The organism is Stenotrophomonas sp. Steno-C18 (genome assembly GCF_056393195.1).
In genome coordinates, this window is record NZ_JBWJOX010000002.1 from 161,820 (window position 1) to 186,296 (window position 24,477).

At 67.1% G+C, this 24,477-nt stretch carries 28 protein-coding genes and 3 tRNA genes; 10 read left to right on the top strand and 21 right to left on the bottom strand.

Features of this window, described 5'->3' with window-relative positions; genetic code table 11:
- Positions 1–34 precede the first annotated feature (34 nt).
- Positions 35–451: a DUF2752 domain-containing protein gene (locus tag AC06FE_RS05265; RefSeq protein ID WP_478072435.1), complete on the top strand. Its 417-nt coding sequence runs from the start codon at positions 35–37 to the stop codon at positions 449–451.
- A 93-nt stretch (positions 452–544) separates the two neighbouring features.
- On the opposite strand, the gene ampE is transcribed toward AC06FE_RS05265, so the two are convergent.
- The 5 genes from ampE to AC06FE_RS05290 form a co-directional block, all read right to left on the bottom strand.
- A complete protein-coding gene (ampE, locus tag AC06FE_RS05270) occupies positions 545–1,432 on the bottom strand; it encodes a regulatory signaling modulator protein AmpE (RefSeq protein ID WP_132863336.1) in 888 nt (295 codons plus the stop codon).
- Between the two features lie 66 nt (positions 1,433–1,498).
- Positions 1,499–2,407 carry an NAD(+) diphosphatase gene (gene nudC, locus AC06FE_RS05275; RefSeq protein WP_132863335.1) on the bottom strand — a complete coding sequence of 303 codons (909 nt, stop codon included), beginning with the start codon at positions 2,405–2,407 and terminating at the stop codon, positions 1,499–1,501.
- A 71-nt stretch (positions 2,408–2,478) separates the two neighbouring features.
- A complete protein-coding gene (gene erpA / locus AC06FE_RS05280) occupies positions 2,479–2,865 on the bottom strand; it encodes an iron-sulfur cluster insertion protein ErpA (protein ID WP_132863333.1) in 387 nt (128 codons plus the stop codon).
- A gap of 32 nt (positions 2,866–2,897) precedes the next feature.
- A complete protein-coding gene (locus AC06FE_RS05285) occupies positions 2,898–3,332 on the bottom strand; it encodes a bactofilin family protein (RefSeq protein WP_132863332.1) in 435 nt (144 codons plus the stop codon).
- Positions 3,333–3,334: 2 nt separating this feature from the next.
- Positions 3,335–4,075, bottom strand: a complete 741-nt coding sequence (locus AC06FE_RS05290) for a DUF6776 family protein (protein ID WP_132863330.1) — start codon at positions 4,073–4,075, stop codon at positions 3,335–3,337.
- A 164-nt stretch (positions 4,076–4,239) separates the two neighbouring features.
- Between AC06FE_RS05290 and AC06FE_RS05295 the strand changes: the two genes are divergently transcribed.
- Genes AC06FE_RS05295 through AC06FE_RS05305 form a run of 3 tightly spaced genes read left to right on the top strand, consistent with a single transcriptional unit; the run spans position 4,240 to position 9,176 of the window.
- Positions 4,240–4,878 carry a DUF4126 domain-containing protein gene (locus tag AC06FE_RS05295; protein WP_132863329.1) on the top strand — a complete coding sequence of 213 codons (639 nt, stop codon included), beginning with the start codon at positions 4,240–4,242 and terminating at the stop codon, positions 4,876–4,878.
- A 32-nt stretch (positions 4,879–4,910) separates the two neighbouring features.
- Positions 4,911–6,734: an EAL domain-containing protein gene (locus AC06FE_RS05300; protein WP_478072436.1), complete on the top strand. Its 1,824-nt coding sequence runs from the start codon at positions 4,911–4,913 to the stop codon at positions 6,732–6,734.
- Complete coding sequence (locus AC06FE_RS05305) at positions 6,735–9,176, top strand: ATP-binding protein (protein WP_478072437.1); 2,442 nt, start codon at positions 6,735–6,737, stop codon at positions 9,174–9,176.
- A gap of 218 nt (positions 9,177–9,394) precedes the next feature.
- Here AC06FE_RS05305 and bfr read toward each other — a convergent pair whose 3' ends face one another.
- From bfr to AC06FE_RS05320, 3 genes are all read right to left on the bottom strand, one after another.
- Positions 9,395–9,865 carry a bacterioferritin gene (bfr, locus tag AC06FE_RS05310; RefSeq protein ID WP_132863324.1) on the bottom strand — a complete coding sequence of 157 codons (471 nt, stop codon included), beginning with the start codon at positions 9,863–9,865 and terminating at the stop codon, positions 9,395–9,397.
- 102 nt (positions 9,866–9,967) lie between these two features.
- A complete protein-coding gene (locus AC06FE_RS05315) occupies positions 9,968–10,168 on the bottom strand; it encodes a (2Fe-2S)-binding protein (RefSeq protein ID WP_132863322.1) in 201 nt (66 codons plus the stop codon).
- A 77-nt stretch (positions 10,169–10,245) separates the two neighbouring features.
- Positions 10,246–10,854 (bottom strand): RNA pyrophosphohydrolase, encoded by a 609-nt coding sequence (locus AC06FE_RS05320; RefSeq protein WP_132863320.1) that lies wholly within the window; start codon positions 10,852–10,854, stop codon positions 10,246–10,248.
- A 118-nt stretch (positions 10,855–10,972) separates the two neighbouring features.
- Between AC06FE_RS05320 and AC06FE_RS05325 the strand changes: the two genes are divergently transcribed.
- The 3 genes from AC06FE_RS05325 to AC06FE_RS05335 all read left to right on the top strand — a co-directional run bounded on the left by AC06FE_RS05325 (position 10,973) and on the right by AC06FE_RS05335 (position 11,328).
- Positions 10,973–11,049 (top strand) — tRNA-Met (locus AC06FE_RS05325).
- A 27-nt stretch (positions 11,050–11,076) separates the two neighbouring features.
- Positions 11,077–11,151, top strand: a tRNA-Gln gene (locus AC06FE_RS05330).
- 102 nt (positions 11,152–11,253) lie between these two features.
- Positions 11,254–11,328: transfer RNA gene (locus tag AC06FE_RS05335), tRNA-Gln, on the top strand.
- 175 nt (positions 11,329–11,503) lie between these two features.
- On the opposite strand, the gene rpsI is transcribed toward AC06FE_RS05335, so the two are convergent.
- Positions 11,504–11,896 (bottom strand): 30S ribosomal protein S9, encoded by a 393-nt coding sequence (gene rpsI / locus AC06FE_RS05340; protein ID WP_132863318.1) that lies wholly within the window; start codon positions 11,894–11,896, stop codon positions 11,504–11,506.
- Between the two features lie 2 nt (positions 11,897–11,898).
- The gene (gene rplM, locus AC06FE_RS05345; protein ID WP_478072438.1) at positions 11,899–12,327 is read right to left on the bottom strand and encodes a 50S ribosomal protein L13; all 429 of its coding nucleotides are present in this window, start codon (positions 12,325–12,327) and stop codon (positions 11,899–11,901) included.
- 203 nt (positions 12,328–12,530) lie between these two features.
- Here rplM and coq7 point away from each other — a divergent pair, with 203 nt between their 5' ends.
- The gene (gene coq7 / locus AC06FE_RS05350) at positions 12,531–13,175 is read left to right on the top strand and encodes a 2-polyprenyl-3-methyl-6-methoxy-1,4-benzoquinone monooxygenase (protein WP_192286828.1); all 645 of its coding nucleotides are present in this window, start codon (positions 12,531–12,533) and stop codon (positions 13,173–13,175) included.
- Positions 13,176–13,354: 179 nt separating this feature from the next.
- Here the strand turns inward: coq7 and AC06FE_RS05355 are convergent, their stop codons facing one another.
- On the bottom strand, positions 13,355–13,669 hold the full coding sequence (locus AC06FE_RS05355; protein WP_132863314.1) for a DMT family transporter: 315 nt from the start codon (positions 13,667–13,669) through the stop codon (positions 13,355–13,357).
- Positions 13,670–13,781: 112 nt separating this feature from the next.
- Positions 13,782–14,576, bottom strand: a complete 795-nt coding sequence (gene speD / locus AC06FE_RS05360; protein WP_054667806.1) for an adenosylmethionine decarboxylase — start codon at positions 14,574–14,576, stop codon at positions 13,782–13,784.
- Between the two features lie 177 nt (positions 14,577–14,753).
- Between speD and crp the strand changes: the two genes are divergently transcribed.
- Positions 14,754–15,443, top strand: coding sequence for a cAMP-activated global transcriptional regulator CRP (gene crp, locus AC06FE_RS05365; RefSeq protein ID WP_132863313.1), 690 nt, complete (start codon positions 14,754–14,756; stop codon positions 15,441–15,443).
- 257 nt (positions 15,444–15,700) lie between these two features.
- Positions 15,701–16,462 carry a sulfite exporter TauE/SafE family protein gene (locus tag AC06FE_RS05370; protein ID WP_478072439.1) on the top strand — a complete coding sequence of 254 codons (762 nt, stop codon included), beginning with the start codon at positions 15,701–15,703 and terminating at the stop codon, positions 16,460–16,462.
- A gap of 111 nt (positions 16,463–16,573) precedes the next feature.
- On the opposite strand, the gene AC06FE_RS05375 is transcribed toward AC06FE_RS05370, so the two are convergent.
- The 9 genes from AC06FE_RS05375 to yegS all read right to left on the bottom strand — a co-directional run bounded on the left by AC06FE_RS05375 (position 16,574) and on the right by yegS (position 24,382).
- The gene (locus AC06FE_RS05375) at positions 16,574–17,296 is read right to left on the bottom strand and encodes a haloacid dehalogenase-like hydrolase (protein WP_478072440.1); all 723 of its coding nucleotides are present in this window, start codon (positions 17,294–17,296) and stop codon (positions 16,574–16,576) included.
- Positions 17,293–18,087 carry an indole-3-glycerol phosphate synthase TrpC gene (trpC, locus tag AC06FE_RS05380; protein ID WP_132863308.1) on the bottom strand — a complete coding sequence of 265 codons (795 nt, stop codon included), beginning with the start codon at positions 18,085–18,087 and terminating at the stop codon, positions 17,293–17,295. The genes AC06FE_RS05375 and trpC overlap by 4 nt, the downstream gene beginning before the upstream one ends.
- Before the next feature lie 67 nt (positions 18,088–18,154).
- Complete coding sequence (trpD, locus tag AC06FE_RS05385) at positions 18,155–19,192, bottom strand: anthranilate phosphoribosyltransferase (RefSeq protein ID WP_478072441.1); 1,038 nt, start codon at positions 19,190–19,192, stop codon at positions 18,155–18,157.
- A 14-nt stretch (positions 19,193–19,206) separates the two neighbouring features.
- Positions 19,207–19,719: a DUF1543 domain-containing protein gene (locus tag AC06FE_RS05390; RefSeq protein WP_478072442.1), complete on the bottom strand. Its 513-nt coding sequence runs from the start codon at positions 19,717–19,719 to the stop codon at positions 19,207–19,209.
- A complete protein-coding gene (locus tag AC06FE_RS05395) occupies positions 19,716–20,366 on the bottom strand; it encodes a LysE family translocator (protein ID WP_478072443.1) in 651 nt (216 codons plus the stop codon). Before AC06FE_RS05395 ends, AC06FE_RS05390 begins: the two co-directional genes overlap by 4 nt.
- A complete protein-coding gene (locus AC06FE_RS05400; protein WP_478072444.1) occupies positions 20,363–20,947 on the bottom strand; it encodes an anthranilate synthase component II in 585 nt (194 codons plus the stop codon). The genes AC06FE_RS05395 and AC06FE_RS05400 overlap by 4 nt, the downstream gene beginning before the upstream one ends.
- Before the next feature lie 10 nt (positions 20,948–20,957).
- Complete coding sequence (locus AC06FE_RS05405) at positions 20,958–21,734, bottom strand: SIMPL domain-containing protein (protein WP_446541054.1); 777 nt, start codon at positions 21,732–21,734, stop codon at positions 20,958–20,960.
- A 57-nt stretch (positions 21,735–21,791) separates the two neighbouring features.
- On the bottom strand, positions 21,792–23,267 hold the full coding sequence (gene trpE, locus AC06FE_RS05410; RefSeq protein WP_132863297.1) for an anthranilate synthase component I: 1,476 nt from the start codon (positions 23,265–23,267) through the stop codon (positions 21,792–21,794).
- 185 nt (positions 23,268–23,452) lie between these two features.
- The gene (gene yegS, locus AC06FE_RS05415) at positions 23,453–24,382 is read right to left on the bottom strand and encodes a lipid kinase YegS (RefSeq protein WP_478072445.1); all 930 of its coding nucleotides are present in this window, start codon (positions 24,380–24,382) and stop codon (positions 23,453–23,455) included.
- Between the last annotated feature and the right edge of the window lie 95 nt (positions 24,383–24,477).

Here is a 24,477-nt window from a genome sequence, read left to right on the forward strand (position 1 = left end):
GCCGGTTGCCCGCAACCGGCCGGTCCTGATCGACATGAAATTCCCGCAGCACCTGTTCCGTTACGCGCCCCTGGCCGCGATTGCCAGCATCAGCGCCGGTGCCGCGGTGATCCTGCGCCGGGTGGACCCGAACGTCCCCGGCAATCCGCTCCCCGGCTGCCCGTTCTACGCCCTCACCGGCATCTGGTGCCCGGGCTGTGGCAGCACCCGCTGCCTGCACGCACTGGTCCACCTGGACCTTCCGCAGGCCATGGCGATGAACCCCCTGCTGGTGCTCTCGATCATCCCGGTACTGGTGATGGCCCTGCATGGCGCCGGCCTGTGGCCCGCGCGATGGCTGCCACTGGTGCGGTTGTTCGCCCGGCCGATACCGTGGCTGGTGCTGGTGCTCGGCTACTGGGTCGCCCGCAACCTGCCCTGGTACCCCTTCAACCTGCTCGCCCCCGGCTGATCCCGGCAGTACGTGTGATCACCTGCACGATGTCCCGCGTTCCGTGCCACTGAGCGTGCCTCGGCTTCGCGGCCGAGGCCGCTCCTGCGGGGGTCAGCCCACCCAGCCGGCAATCACCAGCAGGGCCAGCAGCGCCATCCACAACAGCAGCATGCGCCAGACCAGGCTCATCGCATCGCGCAGCTCCGGGTAACGCTCGTCCGGGGCCATCTGCCCCGACAGGCGGGCTTCTTCGGCTTCATCCACCAGCTCGGCACCAACGCCGGCACGCGCCGCCTTGCCCACGAACGCCGACGACAGCGCCCAGCGGTTGCCGCCTGCCTGCCGCCACGCGGAGAACACCGTATCGAAGTTGCCGACCAGCGCCATCGCCAGGGTCATCAGCTGCGCCACCGGCCATTCCAGCACCGCCAGCAACCAGCCACCGCCTTCGCGGCTGGCCGGGCCCACCTGCGCGGACTGCGGCCCCTGCACCGACTGCGCCAGCAACCGGTACAGCACCACCGCGAAGGGGCCCAGCAACAGGAACCAGAACAACGGCGCGAACCAGCGCCGCAGTGCATCGATGACGGTCGCCTCGACCAGCGACGGCGCGTCCTCGCGCAGGCTGCCGCCGGCGGCCTGCAGGTGGGATATCGCCAGATCGCGCGCGGGCGCGTCCTCGGCATCGATCACCGCCTCGACATCGCGGTCCAGGTCACGCGGGCCCCAGCACACCGCCAGCACCAGCACGCCGAACAGCAACGCCGGCAGCCCGTACAGGCGCTCGTCCAGCGCCCATTGCAGCAGCGCCACCAGCCCCACGCACGGCAGGATCGGTAGGGCCAACCAGTAGCGCCCGGCGCCCTCCTGGCCGGATTGCCCCTGCAGCCAGTGCATCCAGCGGCCGAACCAGCGCCAATCGCGCACGGCCGCCATCATGGCCGGGGCCAGATGGCCCACCACCAGCGCTGCGATCACTGCTACCAGGGTCGTGAACATGTGATTCCTCCGCTGGCGATTGTAGGCCCTGCCATCACATGGCGTACGCCCGGGATCGCCACCGGATCAGCCTCCCTGCCGCTCGTACCAGTGCTGGACCAGGCTGCGCGCGATCGAGATGCGTGGCGGCAGCAGGATGCCCTGCCCGTCGTCGTTGGCCTCGCGCTGGAGCGCCGCACCGACCTCTTCGACGCTGAACCAGCGCGCGTCCTCCAGCTCGCCGTTGACACGTGGCGTGTCGTCCTCGGCGGTGGCCATGAAACCGACCATCAACGCCCCCGGGAACGGCCACGGCTGGGTTCCCAGGTAACGCGAGGCAAGCACCCGCACCTGCGATTCCTCGAACACCTCGCGGGCCACCGTCTGCTCGAAACTCTCGCCGGGCTCGACGAAGCCGGCCAGCACCGAATAGCGGCGCGGCGCCCAGCTGGACTGCCGCCCCAGCAACAGGCGGCCCTGGTTTTCCACCGCGACGATGATCGCCGGATCCACGCGCGGGTAATGCTCGGTGCCGCACTGGTCGCAATGGCCGATGAAGCCGGCGCGGCCAAAGCGGATCGCCGCGCCACAGACGCCACAGAACCGGTTGCGCGAATGCCAGTACGACATCCCGCGCGCGTAACAGAAGATATCGGCCAGTTCCGGCGGCCAGGTGGCCGCGGCAAGCCGCAAGTCGATGCGCCCCGGCGCCTGCAGGGTCAGCCCGGTCGCCTCGGCGGCGAACCACGGGTGGCCATTGCCATCACGGCCCAGGAAGGTCGCCGCACCCGGCCCGCCGCCCAGTGCGTGGCCCTCGGCGATGAAGGGTTGCCCTTCGCCATCGGCGAATGCGGTGCCATCGGCATCCAGTACCAGCACCTTGGCCTGCGGCCACAGCCGCGCCAGCGCTTCGGCATCACCGCGCAGTGCATCGGCACGGTCCAGTGGCACGCCGGCAAAGGCGTATCCGGAAAATGTACGGTCAGGAGTCGACATCGCCCAGAGCCTGCCGCCAAAGCGCGCCCACCGCAAGCACGGCGATGCCACGCATGGAGTGGATCAGCGGATCAGACCGAGAAGCTGCTGCCGCAGCCGCAGGTGGTGCGGGCGTTCGGGTTGCGGATCACGAACTGCGCGCCGGTCAGGCTCTCGGTGTAGTCCACCTCGGCGCCCATCAGGTACTGCAGGCTCAACGGGTCGACCAGCAGGGTCACGCCCTCGGTGACCACCGCCAGATCGTCCTCGGCACGGTTCTCGTCGAACTCGAACCCGTACTGGAAGCCCGAGCAGCCACCGCCCTGGATGTAGACGCGCAGGGCCAGGGCGGCATTGCCCTCGTCCTGGATCAACTCGCGCACCTTCGATGCCGCCGAAGCCGTGAAGTTCAGCGGACGGTCCAGGGACTGGTAATCAGGCGCCGGCTGGACGCCGGGCAGGGACACTAACGTACTCATGCTGCCCAGCATGGGGGCCGGGCAGCGGGCTTTCAAGCCTCGGAGGCTTCAGTTTTCTTCGCCTTGCCGGCCGGCTTGTCCTCCGGCGGCGGCAGCGCGGCCATCGCGGCCGCATGCACCAGGCGGCCATTGAGCTGCGCGCCGGCGCTCATCTCCACCACCTGGTAATGCACGTTGCCGGTCACCCGGGCGCTGGGGGTCAGCTCGATCCGCTCGCTGGCGTGGACGTCACCGTCCAGGCGGCCGCTGAGCACCACCACGGTGGCCCGCACCTCGCCCTCGATATGGCCCTGCTCGGCCAGGGTCAGGGTGCCGTTGCCACCGTCCTCGACGATCACCTTGCCCAGGATGCGGCCTTCCACGTACAGGCCACCGCTGAATACGACGTCGCCCCTGATCTCCACCTGCGGCCCGATCAGGGCGTCCACGACCAGGTGGTTGTCGCGGCTGGACTTGCTTCCGAACATAGTTACTCCCCTCTGCCGTTGCCGGCGAGTTTCCAATCAAATGTCTGTGTGGCGCCTCCCCCAGGCCCGGTGAGCGAGACTCGCACACGTTGCGGGGTGAAATCCCGGGGGAGCATCACGCTACCGTCCAGTTGCTGGAAGTACCGGAACGAATAGTCCTTGCCGGGTGCACTTTTCTGCTGGTGCAGGTCGTCCCAGCTGACCGTGGTCAGCTTGCCGTCCTTCACGCCCTCGACCGAGAACCGCATCTGCCCCTGGCTGATCGCGCCACGGTTGAGGTTCTGGGTGAGCACGATGTTGTAGTGCCAACTGCCCGCGGCCTCGGGGGAAAACTCGATCGAATGGGTGTTCAACCCCTTGCGCTGGCTGGTCGAACCCACCAGCCGCTCGTAGAACGCCACGTCGGCGCGCAGGCCGGCGATTTCCTCGTCGCGCTCGGCCAGTGAGGCCTGCACCTCGGTGTTGGCGGCGCGGCTGATCTTGTCCGAGGCCTCCAGCGTGGCCTGGCGCTGCTGCAGTTCCTCGACCTTGTCCCGCTGCACCTTCACCTGGCTCTCGGCCTGGCGCAGCTTCTCGCGCAGGCCTCCGGCATCGGGGGAGGCATAGCGCGCCGACAGCCAGCCCACCAGCAGCAGTGACAACAGCCAGGCACCGGCCAGCAGCGCGAGCGGCACCCAGCCCGGCCGCGCCGACGCGCCGCCACGGGGGGTGATCTGGAAACGGGAAGTGGGTCGAGGGCTCATGGCAGGCTCCGGCGCCCCGACAGGGCGGCCTTGCTCGGTCTGACTAACGACGGGCCAGTGTAAACGAGAGTCGATGGCCGACGCCTGTACCCGCGCATCTGGCAATCATCGCGGGCATATCCGATAGTTGGGACCCTGCTCACGGTTCGCACGCGGCCCCTCCCATGACCGAAGCCCACATATTCGTCATCGGCATCCTGCTGGCCTGGCTGGCTGGCATCCGTGTCTACCTGACCGTGTTCGGCGTCGGTCTGGCCGGGCTGCTGGGCTGGGTGGACCTGCCTCCGGCCCTGCAGGCCACCGAATCGTGGTGGGTGCTGGGCACCTCCGCCGCGCTGGCCGCGGCCGAGTTCTTCGCCGACAAGATCCCCGGCGTGGATTCGATCTGGGACCTGGTCCAGACCTTGGCCCGCGTGCCCGCCGGGGCGTTCCTGGCCGCCGCCACGCTGTCGCCGGACGGCCAGCTCGGCACCGGCGCCCTCGTTGCCGGCGCCGGCGTCGCGCTGGCCAGCCACGGGCTCAAGTCCGGCACCCGCGCCCTGCTCAACACCTCGCCCGAACCGGCCAGCAACTGGGTCGCCTCCGTCGCCGAGGACACCGTGGTCGTCGGCGGCCTGGCGCTGGCGTTGGCGCATCCGTGGCTGGCACTGTGCTTCGTGCTGGGCGCCAGCATCCTCGGCGCGCTGGTGGTCTGGCTGGTTTGGCGCATGCTGTGGCGCGGCCTCAAGCGCCTGTTCGCGGCCCCGGCGGCGACGCCTCCCCTTTCCGGCAGTGGCGAACGGTCGCTGCCACCCTCTTCCTGAACGCATAATCGCCCGGCCCACCGGGAGCAGAAATGGCAAGCACCGACACCCCGACCCCGACCGCCCGACCCATTCGTGCGGAAACCCCGCCCGCCGGCTACTGGCAGCGCTGGAGCGTGCGCAATGCGCCGCCGGCCGAAGCCGTGCAGGCGCAGATCCGCAGCAGCGGCGAGGACGCCCCGGCCGCCGATCCGGCGCAGGCCACCGATGCCGAAGCGCCGTACCGGGTACTGATCATCGAGGACAACCGCTCCCAGGCGCTGTTCGCGCAGAGCGTGCTGCATGGCGCCGGCATGCAGGCCTTCGTGCAGATGGATGTCGACGGCGTGCAGCAGGCCATCACCGAGCACCGCCCCGACCTGATCCTGATGGACCTGCACATGCCCGGCATCGACGGCATGCGCCTGACCGCGATGATCCGCCAGCATCCGCAGCAGCAGCTGCTGCCGATCGTGTTCCTGACCGGTGAAGCCGACCCGGACCGCCAGTTCGAAGTACTCGATTGCGGTGCCGACGACGTGCTGGTCAAGCCGATCCGCCCTCGCCATCTGGTCGCCGCGGTCGCCAACCGGATCCGCCGCAACCGCATGCAGCCGGCCGGCCGCAGCGAGCCCGGCCCGCTGTTGAACAACCCGGAAACCGGCCTGCCCACGCGCCACAACGTCATGCAGCAGCTGCAGGCGGCGTTGGCGGCCTCGGCCAGCGGCGGACTGCTGTTCATCGAGATCGCCAGCGCGCTGGGCCTGCGCGAGCGTTACGGCTACGCCAGCTTCGAACGATTGATGGTGCAGGCCGCGCAGCGCCTGTTCGGCGGGCTCAAGCCTTACCAGCTGGCACGCCTGAACGACAACAGCTTCCTGCTGCTGGCGCGCGACCTGGACGAGACCAAGGTCGAGGAACTGGCCCAGTTCACCCGCACTATCCTGTCCGCGCAGCCGTTCTCCGCACGCGAGGAAGAATCGGTCTTTCTGCGTTGCGCCGTCGGCCATGCCCGCCTGTCGCAGGGCTTCGCCGACGCGGACAACGCGCTGGAAGCGGTCGAGCGCACTACCCTGCAGGCGCGCCTGAGCCATACCGGCAGCGCTGCCTACGTGCCCGAGGACGAGACCCAGAACAAGGAACACCTGGCCCTGCTGGACGGCCAGTTGGAGCTGGCCTACCAGCCCATCGTCGCCGTCGCCGGCAGCGACACGGCGCAGTACCAGCTGCTGTTGCGCCTGCGCCAGAGCAACGGCACCCTGCTTTCCGCCGGCCAGGTGATCCCGGCCGCCGAAGCCGCCGGCCGCATCGCCGACCTCGACCAGCAGGTGGTCGAACACGCGCTCGGCCTGCTGCACCTGTACCAGTTCGCCACCCCGCCGATGCGCCTGTTCGTTTCCCAGTCGCTGCGCACGCTGGCCCGCGGTGCCTATGCCGACTGGCTGCTCAAGGCGTTGCAGGACCGCCAGGTCGCCGGCAACGGGTTGGTCATCGACGTGCGCCTGTCCGATGCACTCGTGCACGTGGTCGGCCTGCAGCAGTTCTGCGCACGGCTGATGCCGGCCGGCGTGCAGTTCTGCCTGAGCCAGTTCGAACCCGGCGATGAAGCCAACGCCCTGCTGACCCAGCTGCCGCTGAGCTACGTGCGCATGGCCGCGCGCTACGCCGGCAGCCACACCAGCCAGAAGCTGCGCGATGAGCTGCGCACCACCATCGACCTGGCCCACCGCGCCAACGTGCAGATCATCGGCCAGCAGATCGAAGACCCGCAGGCCGCCGCGGCGATGTGGATGGGGGGCGTGGACTTCATCCAGGGCAACGTCGTGCAGCACGCCGGCGCCGAGCTCAATTTCGATTTCCAGAACGCGGTGCTGTAAGTGGCCGGCCACGGGGGAGCGCGCAACTGGGCGCTGTTGGCCGCCGGCTGCGCGGCGGCCTCCGCTGCCACCGCCTGGCTGCCGCAGGTGCCGGCCGTGGCCGGTGGCGCGGCCGCTATCGCCGCGGCCACCGCCGCGCTGCTGGCGGCGATCAGCGGCAATGGCCTGGCACGCGATGCACATGCCCTGCAGCTGCAGAACGATGAGCTGCAGCTGGAAGGCAATCGTCTGCGCCAGGCCGAGCAGCGCCACGGCAAGCTCGAGCAGGAACTGCTGCAGGCCAAGCAGGCCGCCGAGGCCGCCACGCTGGCCAAGGGTGAATTCCTGGCTACGATGAGCCACGAGATCCGCACGCCACTCAACGGCATCCTGCCGATGCTGGAGATGGTCTCGCAGGGACCGCTGGATCCGGAGCAGCGCAACATGCTCAACACGGCCACCGAGAGTTCGCGGCAGCTGTTCCGCATCGTCGATGACATCCTGGACTACTCCAAGCTCGAGGCGAACCGGCTGGAGCTGGAGATCACCACCTTCAACCTGCGCGAGACCCTGGAAGGCATGTTGCTGCTGATGCAGCGCGCCGCCGAGCACAAGGGCCTGCGCCTGTCGCTGCACATCGATCCGGCCGTGCGCCTGCCGGTGCGCGGCGATCCGGTGCGGCTGCGCCAGGTGATGGGCAACCTGCTGGTCAATGCGATCAAGTTCACCGAGCGCGGCAGCGTGCAGGTCAACGTCAAGCGGCTCGGCGAGACCCCGGCGCAGCATCAGCTGCGCTTCGAGGTGCGCGACACCGGCATCGGCCTGGACAGCGCGCAGCAGGAACGCCTGTTCAATGCCTTCACCCAGGCCGACGCCTCCACCACCCGCCTGTACGGCGGCACCGGGCTGGGCCTGGCCATCTGCAAGCGCATCATCGACCTGATGCGCGGCACCATCGGCGTGCAGTCACAGCCGGGGCGCGGCGCCACGTTCTGGTTCGAGATCCCGCTGCTCAAGGTCATCGGCGACCTGCAGCAACCCGATCACCTCGGCAAGCCCCGCAAGGTCCTGCTGCTGCTGCCCGAACAACGCCTGCGCCAGCGCTTCGAGCGCATCCTCGCCACCTGGGGCTACGAGCCGCTGGCGGCGCCGGGCCTGCAGGAAGCCCTGGAGTACCTGCGCAACCCCGCCACCAGCAGCAGCTTCCATGCCGTCATCGGCGACCTGGAGTCCCAGCGCGGCAGTGCGGTCGCCTTGCAGCGTGCCGTCGAGCGCATGGGCAATACCGCCCCCCGGTTGGTATGGCTGCAGGGTGATGCGCTGCCGGCCGAGGACCTGCAGACCGGCACGGCGATACTGCTGCCCAAGCAGCTGGCCGACGCACAGCTGCGCCAGGCGCTCGCTGCACCACGGGTGATCGCACCGCGCCACGACGATGCGCCGGCAGCAACGATTGCGACCAGCACCGCACCTGTTGCCACGGCCACGAACGTTCATGCCGGTGCCACACCCGACGCGGAACCGACGACCCCGCCGGTTCCGGCTCCCCCTGCCACGCCAGCTGCACCGGCCATCCGCGCACCAACGCTCATGCCGGCTGCGCCCGAGGCGCTTCCCGCGACCGACAACGTCGACCTGACCGGCATGAAGGTGCTGCTGGTCGAGGACAACCCGGTCAACCTGATGGTGGCGCAGAAGCTGCTCAAGGTCTTGGGTTGTATCCCCGACGCCGCCGAGAACGGGGCGATTGCCCTGGACAAGCTGCGCCGGCACGACTACGAGGCCGTGCTGATGGACTGCCAGATGCCGGTGCTGGACGGCTATGCCGCCACCGGCCGCTGGCGCGCGCACGAGGCCAGCACCGGCAGCGCGCGGCTGCCGATCATCGCCATGACCGCCAACGCCATGGCCGGCGACCGCCAGCGTTGCCTGGATGCCGGCATGGATGACTACCTCTCCAAACCCATCTCACGCGCCCAGCTGCAGGCCTGCCTGCAACGCCATCGGCACCTGCCGCCCGCTGCCACCACCACGACCGACACGCCCATGCCTTCAGAAGCCCCCAGCGCTCCCGCAGCGCCCCCGTCACCTGGCCCAGCCGAAGTGCCGGCCATGGCCGTGCTGGACACCACCGTGCTGGACGAGCTGTTCGAGATCGCCGGCGATGAAACCGGCGCGATCATCGCCCTGTTCCTGGACGAAACGCCCCGCCTGGTCGAACAGTTGCAGCAGGCTGCCGCGATGGCGGACAACGAGCGTATCCGCGAGATCTCGCACAGCCTGAAGTCCTCCAGCGGCAACGTCGGTGCGCAGGCCCTGTCCGATGCCGCCCGCCGCATCGAACACGCCGCGCGCACCGGCACGCTGGAACGCCCGACGGTCATGGCCGCGCTGGTGATCGCCGAATTCGCCCGCGCCCGCATCGCCCTGGCCGCCTACCAGCACGGCCTGCCGCAGTCCTGACACCGGCGGGACGAAAGTCCCCGCCAGCCCTGCGCTCTGGCTACCGGTTGCGCGGGCCGGGATGGAATCCCGGCCCCGTCCCCAACCCCGTCCGCACCCGGCACATCCGCTCAACGCGACACGGCAACGCCGCCCCAGGCACCAAACCGCACAAACGACAACGGCGCCATGCGCGGTCATCCACCGCACATGACGCCGTCGTGGCGAGACGCCGGAACTCAGTCGTCGATCTTGGTCAGCAGGTAGTTCGGCTCACCAATGCGCTCGATCAGGTCCAGCTGGGTCTCCAGCCAATCGATGTGCTCTTCCTCCGAATCGAGGATCTTCACGAACAGCTCGCGGCTGACGTAGTCGCTGATCGACTCGGCGTAGGCCACGGCATCGCGCAGCACCACGACGGCCTCGTTCTCCAGGGCCAGGTCGCACTTCAGGATCTCGGTCGGATTCTCGCCGATGCGCAGCTTGCCCAACGCCTGGAAATTCGGCAGTCCCTCGAGGAACAGGATGCGATCGGAGAGCGCATCGGCGTGCTTCATCTCGTCGATCGATTCCTTGTACTCGTGCTCGGCCAGTTCCTTCAGGCCCCAGTTCTTCAGCATCTTGGCGTGCAAGAAGTACTGGTTGATCGCGGTCAACTCGTTGTAGAGGACCTTGTTGAGAAACTCGATGACTTTGGCGTCGCCTTTCATGGCACGGACTCCGACGATGTGAACGGGCGAACTTTACCCGTTGTCGGCGCGCAATGAAGGAACGCGAATCGTGATCATTAGCCGCCGCGGCAGCGGGCAGGCTCAGGCGGCCTGCAACATCGGCAAGGGCAACTCGCGGGTCAGCCGCGCCTGCTCCAGCAGGCCTGCGGCCATGTCCAGGCAGGAGCCACAATTGGAGCCGCATCCGGTGCGCATGGTCAGTTCGGCCACGCTGTCACAACCGGCAAGCGCGGCTTCACGGATCTGGTGATCGGTAACCCCATTGCAGATGCAGACGTACACGGATGCTTGCTCGTTGGACAGCCTTGATTGGCTGAGCGCATTCCACCGCAAATGATAATGGTTGTCAATTCCAGCCGTTAATCATTATTAATCTTCTTCCGCCATGGCCCCTGCCGCCGCTGCCGCTTGCGCGGCCGGTCGTGCCCGGCGGTATTGCCCGGCAGCCAGGCCTCCAGCGCCGATGTCGGCATCGACTGCACGCCGGACCCGGCGATGCCCCGCGCCAATGGCGCCAGGTGCCGCAACGCACGGGCATAGACACCGCGCTTGAAGATCACCACATGCTCGACCGGGTACCAGAAATCCACCCAGCGCCAATGGTCGAACTCGGGGGTCTCGGTCTGGTCCAGCCGTACATGCGCCTCGTCGCCGGTCAGGCGCAACAGGAACCAGACCTGCTTCTGGCCGATGCAGACCTGGCGTTCGTTGCGGCGTACGGCCCGGCTGGGCAGCCGGTAGCGAAGCCATCCGGGGGTCGCCCCCAGTACTTCGACGTGTTCGGGCAGCAGGCCAGTTTCCTCCTGCAGCTCGCGGTACATGGCTTCGACAGGCGTTTCGTCGGTATTCATTCCGCCCTGCGGGAACTGCCAGCCATCCCGGCGCACGCGTCGTGCCCAGAACACCTGCCCATCCTCCCGCATCAGCACAATGCCGACATTCGGTCGATAGCCGTCCGGATCGATCACGATGCGGACTCCTAAAATTTCTACTGCCGAGGACTCTGCCATGGCCTTGCGCAGGCCACAAGCGCGAAAAAATCTGTTGACAGAATGACGCGGCACCACCAGAATTACCGGCTCCCAAGGCTATGTAGCTCAGCCGGTTAGAGCACAGCACTCATAATGCTGGGGTCGGTGGTTCGAGTCCACCCATAGCCACCATGGGAACGCAGGTTCCACCTGCACTACAGCCCCGTCGCCAAGCGGTAAGGCATCTGACTCTGACTCAGACATTCGGAGGTTCGAATCCTTCCGGGGCTGCCAGACACAAAAAGGCCTGATCGAAAGATCAGGCCTTTTCTGTTCCACCCTTTCGCGCCAATGCCCAACCATCGGGCCGGATGTGCGATAATCGCGCTGCACCACAGCCCCGTCGCCAAGCGGTAAGGCATCTGACTCTGACTCAGACATTCGGAGGTTCGAATCCTTCCGGGGCTGCCAGACACGAAAGACCCGATCGAAAGATCGGGTCTTTTTTTATGCATCGACCGGGCCCGGAAGATTCCAGCAAGGTGAATACCCGCGCCGGATCCACACCCCGGAAACGACAAAAGCCCGGCCGAAGCCGGGCTTTTGCTTTCCCAGGGGGATTCCGAAGAATCCCACCCCAAGGCGATTAACGCTTGGAGAACTGGGTGGCGCGACGTGCCTTGTGCAGGCCGACCTTCTTACGCTCGACTTCACGGGCGTCGCGGGTCACGAAGCCAGCCTTGCGCAGTTCAACCTTCAGGGTTGCGTCGTACTCGACCAGAGCGCGCGCGATGCCCAGACGGATCGCACCGGCCTGGCCGGTGGTGCCGCCGCCAGCAGCGGTGGCGATGACGTCGAAGCTCTCGGTGTTCTTGGTCAGTTCCAACGGCTGGCGCACGATCATGCGCGCGGTCTCACGGCCAAAGAACTCGTCCAGCGGACGGCCGTTGACGGTGATGTTGCCGGTGCCCTTGCGCAGGAACACGCGGGCGGTGGAGGACTTGCGGCGGCCAGTGCCGTAGTTTTGAGTGATAGCCATGATTAGATATCCAGAACCTGCGGCTGCTGTGCGGCGTGCGGATGCTCAGTGCCGGCGTAGACCTTGAGCTTGCGGTACATCTGACGACCCAGCGGGCCCTTCGGCAGCATGCCCTTGACCGCGATCTCGATCACGCGCTCCGGGTGACGCTCCAGCGCCTGCTCCAGGGATTCGGTCTTCAGGTTGCCGATGTAGCCGGTGAAGCGATGGTACTTCTTGTCCTTCAGCTTCTTGCCGGTGACGGCGATCTTGTCGGCATTGATGACGACCAGGTAATCACCGGTGTCAACGTGCGGGGTGTAGGTCGGCTTGTGCTTGCCACGCAGGCGGCGAGCCAGCTCGGTGGACAGACGGCCCAGCGTCTTGCCGGCGGCGTCAACGAGGTACCAGTCGCGCTGGACGGTCTCGTTCTTTGCAGTGAAAGTGCTCATAAAGAACTCAAGGTAGGTCGGGCGGATTGCGGCGGAGGATCCCACCGGAACTTTGCCACGCGTTGTGAATGGTGAAACAGAAGCGCGGGATTGTACCGGGGTCGCCGGGCCGGCGCAAGTTATCCCCAACCCCTGGCCCGGGTGCCCTTGGCAGGCCAGGGACCAGGGGCGAGAATCGGGCCACCCCACTCCACCGGCCCGCCATGACCGCTGCCCGCATACAGACGCCCCTGGACCACCTGCTGACCGAAGCCCAGCGCGCCCTGGACACGGTGTTCGGCAACCCGCCGGCCGCACGCCCGAACCCGGCCGGCGACACCCCCGAGGTGGTGCTGGACGCCGCCGAAACCCGCCATGCGGCGGGTCTGATGCGGATCAACCACGTCGGCGAGGTCTGCGCCCAGGGCCTGTATTTCGGCCAGGCGGCGGTCGCCCGCGACCCGGCCACACGCGAACACCTGCTGGCGGCCGCACAGGAGGAGACCGATCACCTGAGCTGGTGCGCCGATCGCCTGCGCGAACTGGGCAGCCGCCCCAGCCTGTTCAACCCGCTGTGGTATGCCGGCAGTTACACCATCGGCACCCTGGCCGGCCTGCGCGGGGATGGCTGGAACCTGGGGTTCGTGGTCGAGACCGAGCGCCAGGTCGAAGCGCACCTTGACGAGCACCTGGAGACCCTGCCGCCGGCCGACCAGCGCAGCCGCGAGATCCTGAAGGTGATGAAGCTCGACGAGGCCCGCCATGCCGAACACGCCGAGCATGCCGGCGCGCGCAAGCTGCCGTTCCCGATCCCCTCGGTGATGGCCCTGGCCTCCCGGGCGATGAAGTCGGTGGCGTATCGAATTTGAGACATCCGTCAGGGGGGGGGGGGGGAACAGCCCGGCCGACCGATGTCATGCCTCGTTGCGACATGTCGGCGAAACCCGTGCCGAGCGTGGCTCGGCACTCCCTGGATTCCGGGTAGGGCGGGCCATGCCCCGCTATGGCATGCCCGCAGAACCTGCCGGGCCTGGCTCGGCACTGCGGGTCAGCTGACCAGCTTCAGGCCGATGACACCGGAGACGATCAGCGCAATGCACAGCAGCCGCGGCCACGACGTGCTGTCGCCGAACAGCAGCATGCCGGCGATGGCCACGCCGATCGCGCCAATGCCCGTCCATACCGCATAGCCGGTGCCCACCGGAATGGTGCGCAGCGCCTGGGTCAACAGCCACAGGCTGATGCCGGCCATCACCACGGTGATCACGCTCGGCAGCGGCCGGGTGAAGCCTTCGCTGTACTTCAGGCCCAGTGCAAAGCCGATCTCGAACACGCCGGCGAGCAGCAGATAGATCCAGGGCATCGTTGTTTTCCTCATTCAAGAACAAAGCGGCCCGGTACTTCCGCACCGGGCCGCCGTCGGTTTCGTTCTGCAGTGACTGCAGGGCGGGCCGTCCCGCCGGTGTTGCCTGTGCTTACTCGGCCAGGTTGCGGCCGTGGAACAGCTCTTCGATCTCACGACGCAGCAGCGCCTCGATCTTCATGCGTTCCTTGAACGACAGATTCTTGGCTTTCTCCTCGAACAGGTACTGGTCCAGGTCGAAGTCCTTCAGGTGCATCTTCGTGTGGAAGATGTTTTCCTGGTAGACGTTGACGTCGAACATCTCGTAGCGCGACTTGATGTTCTTGGCCAGGAAGTTCTGGATCGAGTTGATCTTGTGGTCGATGAAGTGCTTCTTGCCCTTCACGTCACGGGTGAAGCCACGCACGCGGTAATCCATGATCACGATGTCCGATTCCAGACTCTCGATCAGGTAGTTCAGCGCCTTCAGCGGCGAGATCACGCCACAGGTGGCCACGTCGATGTCGGCACGGAACGTGGCGATACCTTCCTGCGGATGGGTCTCCGGGTAGGTATGCACGGTGATGTGCGACTTGTCCATGTGCGCGACCACGGCGTCGGAGATCAGCTCCTTGCCGGCGGCCTTCTTGTCGATCACCGGTTCCTCGGAAATGAGGATCGTGACCGATGCACCCTGCGGGTCATAATCCTGACGCGCGATGTTGAGGATGTTTGCGCCGATGATCTCGGCCACATCGGTGAGAATCTGCGTGAGACGATCGGCGTTGTATTCCTCGTCGATGTACTCGATATAACGCTGGCGCTCCTCTTCGGTACGCGCATAGCAGACGTCATAGATGTTGAAGCTCAGGGCCTTGGTGAGGTTGTTGAATCCTTGCAACCTCAGGCGAGGCAAAGGCTTGACCACGGCGGTCGATCCTGTAGATGGTGGAAAGCGCGAATTATGGGGCAAAGTTCCCCCCCGCGATACGGTTCCCACGTAAGGTCGTTTGCCCCTTATGATCGGGCTCGTTAAGCTTGCCCATTAAGCAAGTTCATTCTTTTTGTGAACTCCGTCAAGTTCATTCATTTATGGACTCCAAACATGAGCCCTGGGAACACAAACACTGTGACCAATGTGCGCCTCGCCTCCAGCCCGCTTGCGCTGGATATCGCGACCATCGACCGCTTCCTGGCCCATAGCCACCGCCGGCGCTATCCGGCCCGCACCGATGTGTTCCGCCCGGGCGACCCCGCCGGGACCATGTACTACGTGGTCAGCGGCTCGGTCAGCATCATCGCCGAGGAGGAGGATGACCGGGAGCTGGTGCTGGGCTACTTCGGCGCCGGCGAGTTCGTCGGCGAGATGGGCCTGTTCATCGAGTCGGAAAAGCGTGAAGTCATCCTGCGCACCCGGACGCCGTGCGAGCTGGCCGAAATCAGCTACGAGCGGCTGCACCAGCTGTTCCTGGGGCCGCTGTCCACCGACGCGCCGAAGCTGCTGTACGCCATCGGCTCGCAGATCTCCCGCCGGCTGCTGCACACCAGCCGCAAGGCCAGCCGCCTGGCCTTCCTGGACGTGACCGACCGCATCGTCCGCACCCTGCACGACCTGGCCAAGGAGCCGGAGTCGATGAGCCACCCGCAGGGCACCCAGCTGCGCGTCTCCCGCCAGGAGATCGCCCGACTGGTCGGCTGCTCCCGTGAAATGGCCGGGCGCGTGCTGAAGAAGCTGCAGGCCGACGGGCTGCTGCATGCCCGCGGCAAGACCGTGGTCCTGTACGGAACGCGCTGAGCCTGCCCCACCCCACCCGATGTTTGTTACAGGGGGCAAACATTGGGCGCCACGTTGAATCTCACACCCTCACGCCCTTTGCCGCAAAGGGCCGACAGGTCCATCGCGCCGACAACCGCACCGTCCACGGTCGCTTGCCCGTTGGCCACGACCACGACGCTGCCGGAGCGTTACCCCCGGCCCGCCACTGTCACTGAAGCCGGTCAGACTGGGCGCTGCGCCTTGACCTGCCCTGCCCCAGCCCGCAGGCTCAGGGAATGGAATTCGGCACCGAGTTTTACTGGTTCATCCTGATCGGCCTGGGCGCCCAACTCGTGGACGGCGCGCTGGGGATGGCCTTCGGACTGATTTCGTCCTCGGTCCTGCTGAGCATGGGACTGCCACCGGCGGCGGTCAGCGCCAGCATCCATACCGCCGAGGTGTTCACCACCGGCGCGTCCGGGGTCTCGCACCTGGTCGCCGGCAACGTCGACAAGCGGCTGTTCCTGCGCCTGGCCGTGTCCGGCGCGGTCGGCGGGGCGATCGGGGCCTATGTGCTCACCCAGCTGCCCGGCGAGGTGGTCCGGCCATTCATCTATCTTTACCTGCTGGTGCTGGCGATCTTCATCCTGGCCCGTGCGGCCGGCAGGTTCGCGCCGCGCCAGGAAGTGAAGCGGGTACCGGTGCTGGGCTTCTTCGCCGGCCTGCTGGACGCCAGCGGCGGCGGCGGCTGGGGCCCGGTGGCCACCTCCACCCTGCTGGCCCGCGGCGGGCAGGCGCGCACCACCATCGGCTCGGTCAACGCGGCCGAATTCGTGGTGACGCTGTCGATCTCGATCACCTTCCTGCTCTCGATGGGGCTGCAGCACCTGTCCATCGTCGCCGGCCTGCTGGTCGGCGGGATGATGGCCGCGCCGGTGGCGGCGCTGCTGGTGAAGCGGGTCAAGGAGCGCTGGGTGCTGGTCGCCGTGGGCGTGCTGGTGCTGTCGATCAGCCTGTTCCAGATCGGCATGGCGGTGATGAAGCTGCGCGCCGGCTGAGCGCAGAAGCCCTCATCCGCCCGTTGGGCACCTCGCTGCGCCCCCCGGCCATGCACGGGCCAACGGCTCGCAAGCCGCATGCCTTCACCCCGCGCGGGGGAATGCCGTTCGTTACTTCGGCAGCGGATCGCCGCCGCGGCCGACGCAACCCCAGTTGAGGATCGGCGTGCCGGCCGGCAGCACCTTGCCGAAGTACGCCACGCGCGAATGCTTGGGATTGACCACCACCGGGGCCTTGGCGGCCTTGAGCAGCGGCAGGTCGGCGGTGCTGTCCGAATAGGCAATGGCGATGTCGCCATAACCGCGCTCGCGCAGCATGCGCATCTTTTCCTCGTTGTGGCAGTGGCGGGTGGCACCCACCGCGCCCAGGCGCGGGCCGACCTCGCTGCCGATCACCGGCACGCCCTGCTGGGCGACGAAGGCCAGGATGGCGCGGGCAAGTTCCGGCGGCGCGCCGGTGGCCACCACCACCCGGTCGCCGGCGCGGCGATGGGCAGCAAACACGTCCAGCGCGTGCGGCAGCAGCTTGCGGCGGATTTCCGCCTCGTGCCTGAGCACGTACTGGTCGATCACGCTGTTGAACTCGCGTGCCTTGTGCAGGCCGAAGGTGGCCACCCACACATAGGCGGAGATCCCGATGCGTCGGGTCGGCAGCATCGCCACCAGCGGGCCGGCGATGGGCGTGATCAGCAGCGCGGCCAGCACCCGCAGCGGGTTGCGCTTGATCAGCCAGGCGAACAGGTGGCTGCCGGAATCACCGTCGTAGAGCGTGTGATCGAAATCGAAGACGACCAGCGGGGCATCGTCGCGGGGAACAGGATAGGACTCGGTCATGCCGGGAAGAATAGCTGACGCAGGCCCTCGCCCGGCTCTTCGACCCGCATGAAGGCCTCACCGACCAGGAAGGCATTGACGCCTGCCCCGCGCATGGTCGCCACGTCGGCCGGGCCGAGGATGCCGCTTTCGGTGACCAGCAGGCGGTCCCGCGGCACCGCATCCTTCATCGCCAACGTGGTCTGCAGCGAGACCTCGAAGGTGCGCAGGTTGCGGTTGTTGATGCCCACCAGCGGCACCGGTACCTGGATGGCACGCTCCAGCTCGTCGATGTCATGCACCTCGACCAGCACATCCATGCCCAGCTGCATCGCCAGGTCGGACAGTTCGGCCAGCTGGCGGTCATCCAGCGCCGAGACGATCAGCAGGATGCAGTCGGCACCCAGCACGCGCGCCTCGACCACCTGGTAGGGGTCGATGACGAAATCCTTGCGCAGCACCGGCAGCGTGCAGGCCTCGCGCGCTTCCTGCAGGTAGGCGTCGGCGCCCTGGAAGAAGTCCACGTCGGTCAGCACCGACAGGCAGCTGGCGCCGCCGAACTCGTAGCTCACCGCGATCTCGCCCGGGCGGAAGTCCGGGCGGATCACGCCCTTGGATGGGCTGGCCTTCTTGACCTCCGCTATCACCGCTGGGTCGCCGTTGGCGATGGCCGCCTGCAGCGCATTGGCGAAGCCGCGCACCGGCGAGGCATCGGCCACGCGCGCCTTCAACTCGGCCAACGGCACGCGGGCGCTGCGCTGCGCCACCTCCTGCGACTTGCGGGCGAGGATGGTGTTGAGGATGTCGCTCATGGTTCTGCTTCCTGGAAGACGGGTGTTGCGGGCACGGGTGATCGGGAGGACCGGGGGCGACCCGGGTTCAAATGACAGCGGCCAACCGGCGCGTGGCGGCCACGTACTGTTCCATGCGGGCGCGGGCAGTGCCATCGGCGATCACCGCGCGGGCACGGGCCAGGCCATCGGCGATGCTGTCGGCCACCCCGGCCACGTACAACGCCGCGCCGGCATTGAGCGCGACGATGTCGTTGGCCGGGCCCGGCACATTGTCGAGCACCCCGCGCAGCATGGCGATGGACTCTTCCGGGCTGGTGACCTTCAGGTTGCGGCTGGCGGACATGGCGATGCCGAAATCCTCCGGGTGGATCTCGTACTCGCGCACCTTGCCGTCGCGCAGTTCGCCGACCAGCGTGCCGGCCCCCAGCGAGATCTCGTCCATGTTGTCGCGCCCCCACACCACCAGCGCGCGCTCGGCACCGAGCTCGCGCAGCACGCGCGCCTGGATGCCGACCAGGTCGGGATGGAACACCCCCATCAGGATGTTGGTGGCCCCGACCGGGTTGGTCAGCGGGCCAAGGATGTTGAAGATGGTGCGCACGCCCATCTCGCGGCGCACCGGTGCCACCACCTTCATCGCCGGGTGGTGCATCGGCGCGAACATGAAGCCGATGCCGGTCTGCTCGATGGCCTGCGCGACCTGCCCCGGGTTGAGTTCGATGATCGCGCCCAGCGCCTCCACCGCATCGGCGCTGCCGGACTTGGACGACACGCTGCGGTTGCCGTGCTTGGCCACCTTAGCCCCGGCCCCCGACACCACGAACATCGAGCAGGTGGAGATGTTGAAGGTGTGCGAGCCATCGCCGCCGGTGCCGACGATGTCGACCAGGTGGGTCTTGTCCTGCACCGCCACCGGCAGCGCGAACTCGCGCATCACCGTGGCCGCGCCGGCGATCTCGCCAACGGTTTCCTTCTTCACCCGCAGGCCGGTGAGGATGGCTGCGGTCATGGTCGGCGAGACTTCCCCGCGCATGATCTGGCGCATCAGGTCGACCATCTCGTCGAAGAAGATCTCGCGGTGCTCGATGGTGCGTTGCAGGGCTTCCTGCGCGGTGAGGGTCATGACAACTCCAGGAATCAGGAAATAACGATGTAGTCGCTTTGGCTGTGGATGCCGGCATGCGGGCCCGGCAGCAGCTGCACGTGCAGGCCGCCGATCGGGCCGACCGGCAGGCAGCTGTCCACGTCCAGCAGCGCGTCACGGTGCGGCTTGATCCACTCCGCTTCGGCCTGCGCCAGCGCCTTGCGCTTGGCATCGACGCTGTCGGCGGCGACCACCAGCAGGTAGCGATGGGCCTCGCCGAACTCGCCGGCAACGTAGCCACCGAGGTTCACGAAGTACAGCCGGGGTGCCTCGGCGGCCGGCGCTTCGGTGGACAGGCGCACCTGCCACTGCTCCACCCCATCGACGGTCATCCACGAATCCAGGTGCAGCCCTGCCGCATCGCCGAACCATTGCTGGCGCAGCTGCGGGTAGCTCTGCTCGATGCTGGGTGCCACGGCGAACACGACGTCGTGCACTTCGGTGTTGGCGCGGGCATGGCGCCCACCCAGCATCACCACGAACAGGCGCAGGTCGGCATCACTCATGGCACCGGCCTCGCGCTCAATGCCAGGCGCACGCCAAAGCCGATGAACAGCACACCGGCCACCTTGTCCAGCCATTGCATGCCGCGCGCGGCCCAGCGACTGCTGCGCATGCGGTCGACCGCCAGCACGTAGAGCGCGGTGATCGGCAGCGCGTTGACGGTGAAGATCAGCCCGAGCATGGCGAAGGCCAGCGTCTTGTTCTGCACCGAGGGGGCGATGAACTGCGGCAGGAAGGCCAGGAAGAACAGCACCACCTTCGGGTTCAGCACGTTGGTCAGGAAGCCACCGGCGAACACCTGCCACCACGAGCCCGCGCCGCCGCCGGCATCCACGCCTTGTTGCAGGGTGTCCGGGCTGCCCTTGGCCAGCAGCAGGCGCACGCCGACCCACAGCAGGTAGGCGGCGCCGACGCCCTTGACCACCATGAACAACGTCGCCGAAGTGGCCAGCAGCACGCCCAGCCCCAGTGATGCCAGCGCCACGTGGACCAGGCAACCGGTGCTGATGCCGGCCACCGCGGCAAAGCCGGCACGGCGCCCGCCACGCAGCGAACGGCTGATGATGTACAGCACGTCCGGGCCCGGGGTCAGGTTCAGCACCCAGCCGGCCAGCATGAACAACAGCAGCTGGGACGGCTCGATCATCATGCCGTGCGGTCCAGGAAGTTTTTCATCAGCGCATGGCCGTGCTGGGTGAGGATGGATTCGGGATGGAACTGCACGCCTTCCACGGGATACTGGCGATGGCGCAGGCCCATGATTTCCTCCATCGAGCCGTCCGGGTTCTCGGTCCAGGCGGTGATCTCCAGCTCGGCCGGCAGCGTGGCCTTGTCCACCACCAGCGAGTGGTAACGCGTGGCCTCGTAGCGGTCTGGCAGGCCGGCGAACACGCCCTTGCCCTCGTGCCGGATCGGCGAGGTCTTGCCGTGCATGATGTTGCTGGCACGGATCACGTCACCGCCGTACACCTGACCAATGCTCTGGTGGCCCAGGCACACGCCGAACACCGGGATGCTCGGGCCGAGCTGGCGGATCACCTCCAGCGACACGCCGGCTTCGTTGGGCGTCTTCGGCCCCGGCGAGACCACGATGTGCGACGGCTTGAGCGCGGCGATCTGCTCGACGCTCATCGCGTCATTGCGCACCACCTTCACCTCGGCACCGAGCATCTGCAGGTACTGCACGAGGTTGAAGGTGAAGCTGTCGTAGTTGTCGATCATCAACAGCATGGAAATAGGCTCATTGGGCGATCAGGAAGATCGCGTAGACATTTTCGGAAAGGGTGAGGCTGCCGGCTTCCAGAGACTCCGAGAAAAAGCCATCTGCCGCGCGCGCATTGACTGCAAGGTCGGTTGGCGGCACAGGCGGCGATGGCAATCCACCGGAGCCGCGCTCAAGTGGCCACGTGCCCGCTTGAACGCCATAGGCAAAGCTCGGCGCCACCTCGGAAATGGTGTACAGCCCACCCAGGCGCACACCGTAGGACTCGGCAAGCCTGCGCGCAGTCTCCCGCGTCTGCTCAGCCGCCTGGCGCTTCAGCCCGGCACGCACTTTGGCCTCATCCTTGAAGCCGGTGGTGATGCCGGAAACCTGCAGCTCTTCGCTGGTCTTCAAGCTGGCGAGCAGATGCCGCACATCCTCCAGCGAACCGAACTTCGCCGACAGCGAACGCTCGACCTTGGTCCCCACGAACACCTGCGCATTGTTTTCGTATCGATACTCCGGCCCGATACTCAGCGCCGATGCCTGCACGCTCTCGCTCAGCGCATGCTGTGCCTTGAATGCTGCCAGCACCTGCGCGGCGTTGGCCTGCGCTTTCTCTCTCGCCACCGAGGGGGCTTTGTCCATCGAACGCAGGACGATGCTGATCCCGAACTGATCCGGGACCACTTCCTGGCTGGCCTGCCCCTTCACCAGCAGGTGCGGTTGCGACGGCAGGCTATTGACCTGCGCCATGCCGGCCAACGGCAGCATCAACAGCACGGTGAAAAGAAAACGCGGCAGTATCCGTGGCATCAACGTATCTCCTTGATGATCGAAGTCAGACATCCGGGGAACAACAGAAGGCAGGCATCACAGCCCCTTCGCTGCCTGCGCCACCGCGCGGAACAACGCACGGCCCTTGTTCATGGTTTCGTGCCACTCGGCATCCGGGTCGGAGTCGTAGACCACGCCGCCGCCGGCCTGCACGTACAGGTGGCCGTCCTGGATCACCGCGGTGCGGATGGCGATGGCGGTGTCGGCATCACCGTGCCAGCCGATGTAACCGACCGCGCCGGAGTACACGTTGCGCTTGACCGGCTCCAGCTCGCGGATGATCTCCAGCGCGCGGATCTTCGGCGCGCCGCTGACGGTGCCGGCCGGGAAGGTCGCGCGCAGCACGTCGCTGTAGCTCAGCCCCGCCTTCAGCGTGCCGGTGACTTCGCTGACGATGTGCATGACGTGGCTGTAGCGCTCGATCACGAACTGCTCGCCCACCTTGACCGTACCGGGCTCGGCGATGCGACCGACGTCATTGCGGCCCAGGTCGATCAGCATCACGTGCTCGGCGCGTTCCTTCGGATCGGCCAACAGCTCGGCCTCCAGCGCCTGGTCCAGCTCCGGGGTGGCGCCACGCGGGCGGGTACCGGCGATCGGACGCACGGTGACCACGCCATCGCGCAGGCGCGCCAGGATCTCCGGCGAGGAACCCACCACCTGGGTGCCACCGACATCGATGAAATACATGTACGGCGACGGATTCAACGCGCGCAGCGCGCGGTACACGTCGATCGGCCGCGCGCGGAACGGCACCCGCAGGCGCTGGCTGGGCACCACCTGGAAGATGTCGCCGGCGCGCACGTACTCCTGCGCCTTGCGCACCACGTCGTGGTACTGCTCGCGGGTGAAGGAGGACTTGAAGTCCTGCTCGTCGATCGCATCGGACACCTGCGCCTGCGGGTAGCCGGCGCCGCCCTGGCGCAGCCGGTGCGCCAGTTCGTCGAGGCGACGGTTGGCACGCGCCCACGCCTGCGGCTGTGATGGATCGGCATGCACGATCAGGTACAGCCGGCCCTTGAGGTTGTCGAACACCGCCAGTTCTTCGGAGAGCATCAGCAGGATGTCCGGCGTGCCCAGCTCGTCGGGCTTGTCACCGGCACCCAGGTGCGGCTCGATGTACTGGATGCATTCAAAGCCGAACCAGCCGACCAGGCCACCGGTGAAGCCCGGCAGGCCTTCGAACTGCGGCACCGAATGCTGGGCGCGCAGCACTTCCACCTCGGCCAGCGGGTCAGCGACGTCGCGGCGCTCGATCACCTCGCCCAGTTCGCTGGTTTCCAGCGTATGGCCCCGGAAGCTGTAGATGCGGCGGGCCGGCAGGCCGATGATGGAATAGCGCCCGAAGCGCTCGCCGCCTTCGACCGATTCGAACAGATAGGTAAACGGGCCGTCGGCGAGCTTGAGGTAAACCGAGAGCGGCGTGTCCAGGTCGGACAGCACTTCGCGGACGACGGGGATGCGGGTGTGGCCTTCAGCGGCCTGCTGCTGGAACTGCTCTTGCGAGATCAAGACGGCTTTCCTTCCGGGAAACGACGGTGGCGGGACGGACGACGGCAACGGGCCACCATCGCCACCAGCGGCGAGCGGAAGAAAGGGAACGCTTGGTCGTCAGAATGGGCACCGGGCAACTCTACCGCAAGAATGGGCCGCGGTGTGCGTCCGCAGCATGATCCATTGCTTGCAACGGAAACGGTTCATCCGGACAGCAGGGGGGTGGGAGCCGGCAGATGCATCCGCACCCTTCCCGCCTCGCAGCGCACATGGAAACGGCGCGCCTGCAGGGGTTCGCCGTCCAGGTTGAGGGTCATCGGCCGCTCGGCCTCGATCCAGACCTCGCGCAGCCGGGCGCGTTCGGCCACCTGCTCCAGCGCAGCGTGCTTGCCGTCGCTGAACAGGGTGCCCAGGGTCGATACCAGCTCCCCGGACAGCTCGGGAACCACGGTCAGCTCCAGCAGGCCGTCATCCAGCACCGCGTCCGGGCACAGCACCTGGCCGCCACCGGCCTGGCGACCGTTGCCCAGGCCCAGCGCGATGAAGCCGCCTTCCCACTGGAAGCCCTCGCCATGGATGCGGGCGCGGATCGGCTCGATCCTGCCCAGCCGGGCGATGCCGGTGATGACATAAGCCAGGCCGCCGAGCATCTTCTTCAGACCGTCGTGGGTCTCCACCGTGACCTCGGTGCCGAAGCCACCGCTGGCCAGGTTGGCGCACCAATGCACCGCACCGTCGCCGTCCACCTGCAACAGGTCGATCGGCCGTGCGCCGCTGCTGCTGATCAGATCCAGCGCCGCCAATGGCTCGACCGGGATGCCCGTTGCCGTGGCGAAGTCGTTGGCCGTGCCCAGCGGCAACAGTGACAGCGCCGGCAAGGCGGCCGCCGCTTCGCCGGTATGCGCCAGAGCCTCGGCCACCTCGCTCAAGGTGCCGTCCCCGCCACCGGCAACGATCACCGCCGCATCCGCGGCGATGGCTTCGTGCACGTAGCGCTCCGCATCACCGGCTTCCCAGGTCACCCGTACCGACAGTGGTTGGCCACGATCACGTACGCGCGCGACCGCATCGCGCACGGCGTCATCGCCGGCGGACTTGCCGTTGAGGATCAGGAACCAGGGGGGCGTTGGCATGCGGCTCTCCATCGAAGGCGCGCAGGCTAGCAGGCACCGGCAATGCATCCGGTGAATGTCACATGCCCGTCATCAACGCCCCGGAGAATGGGAGT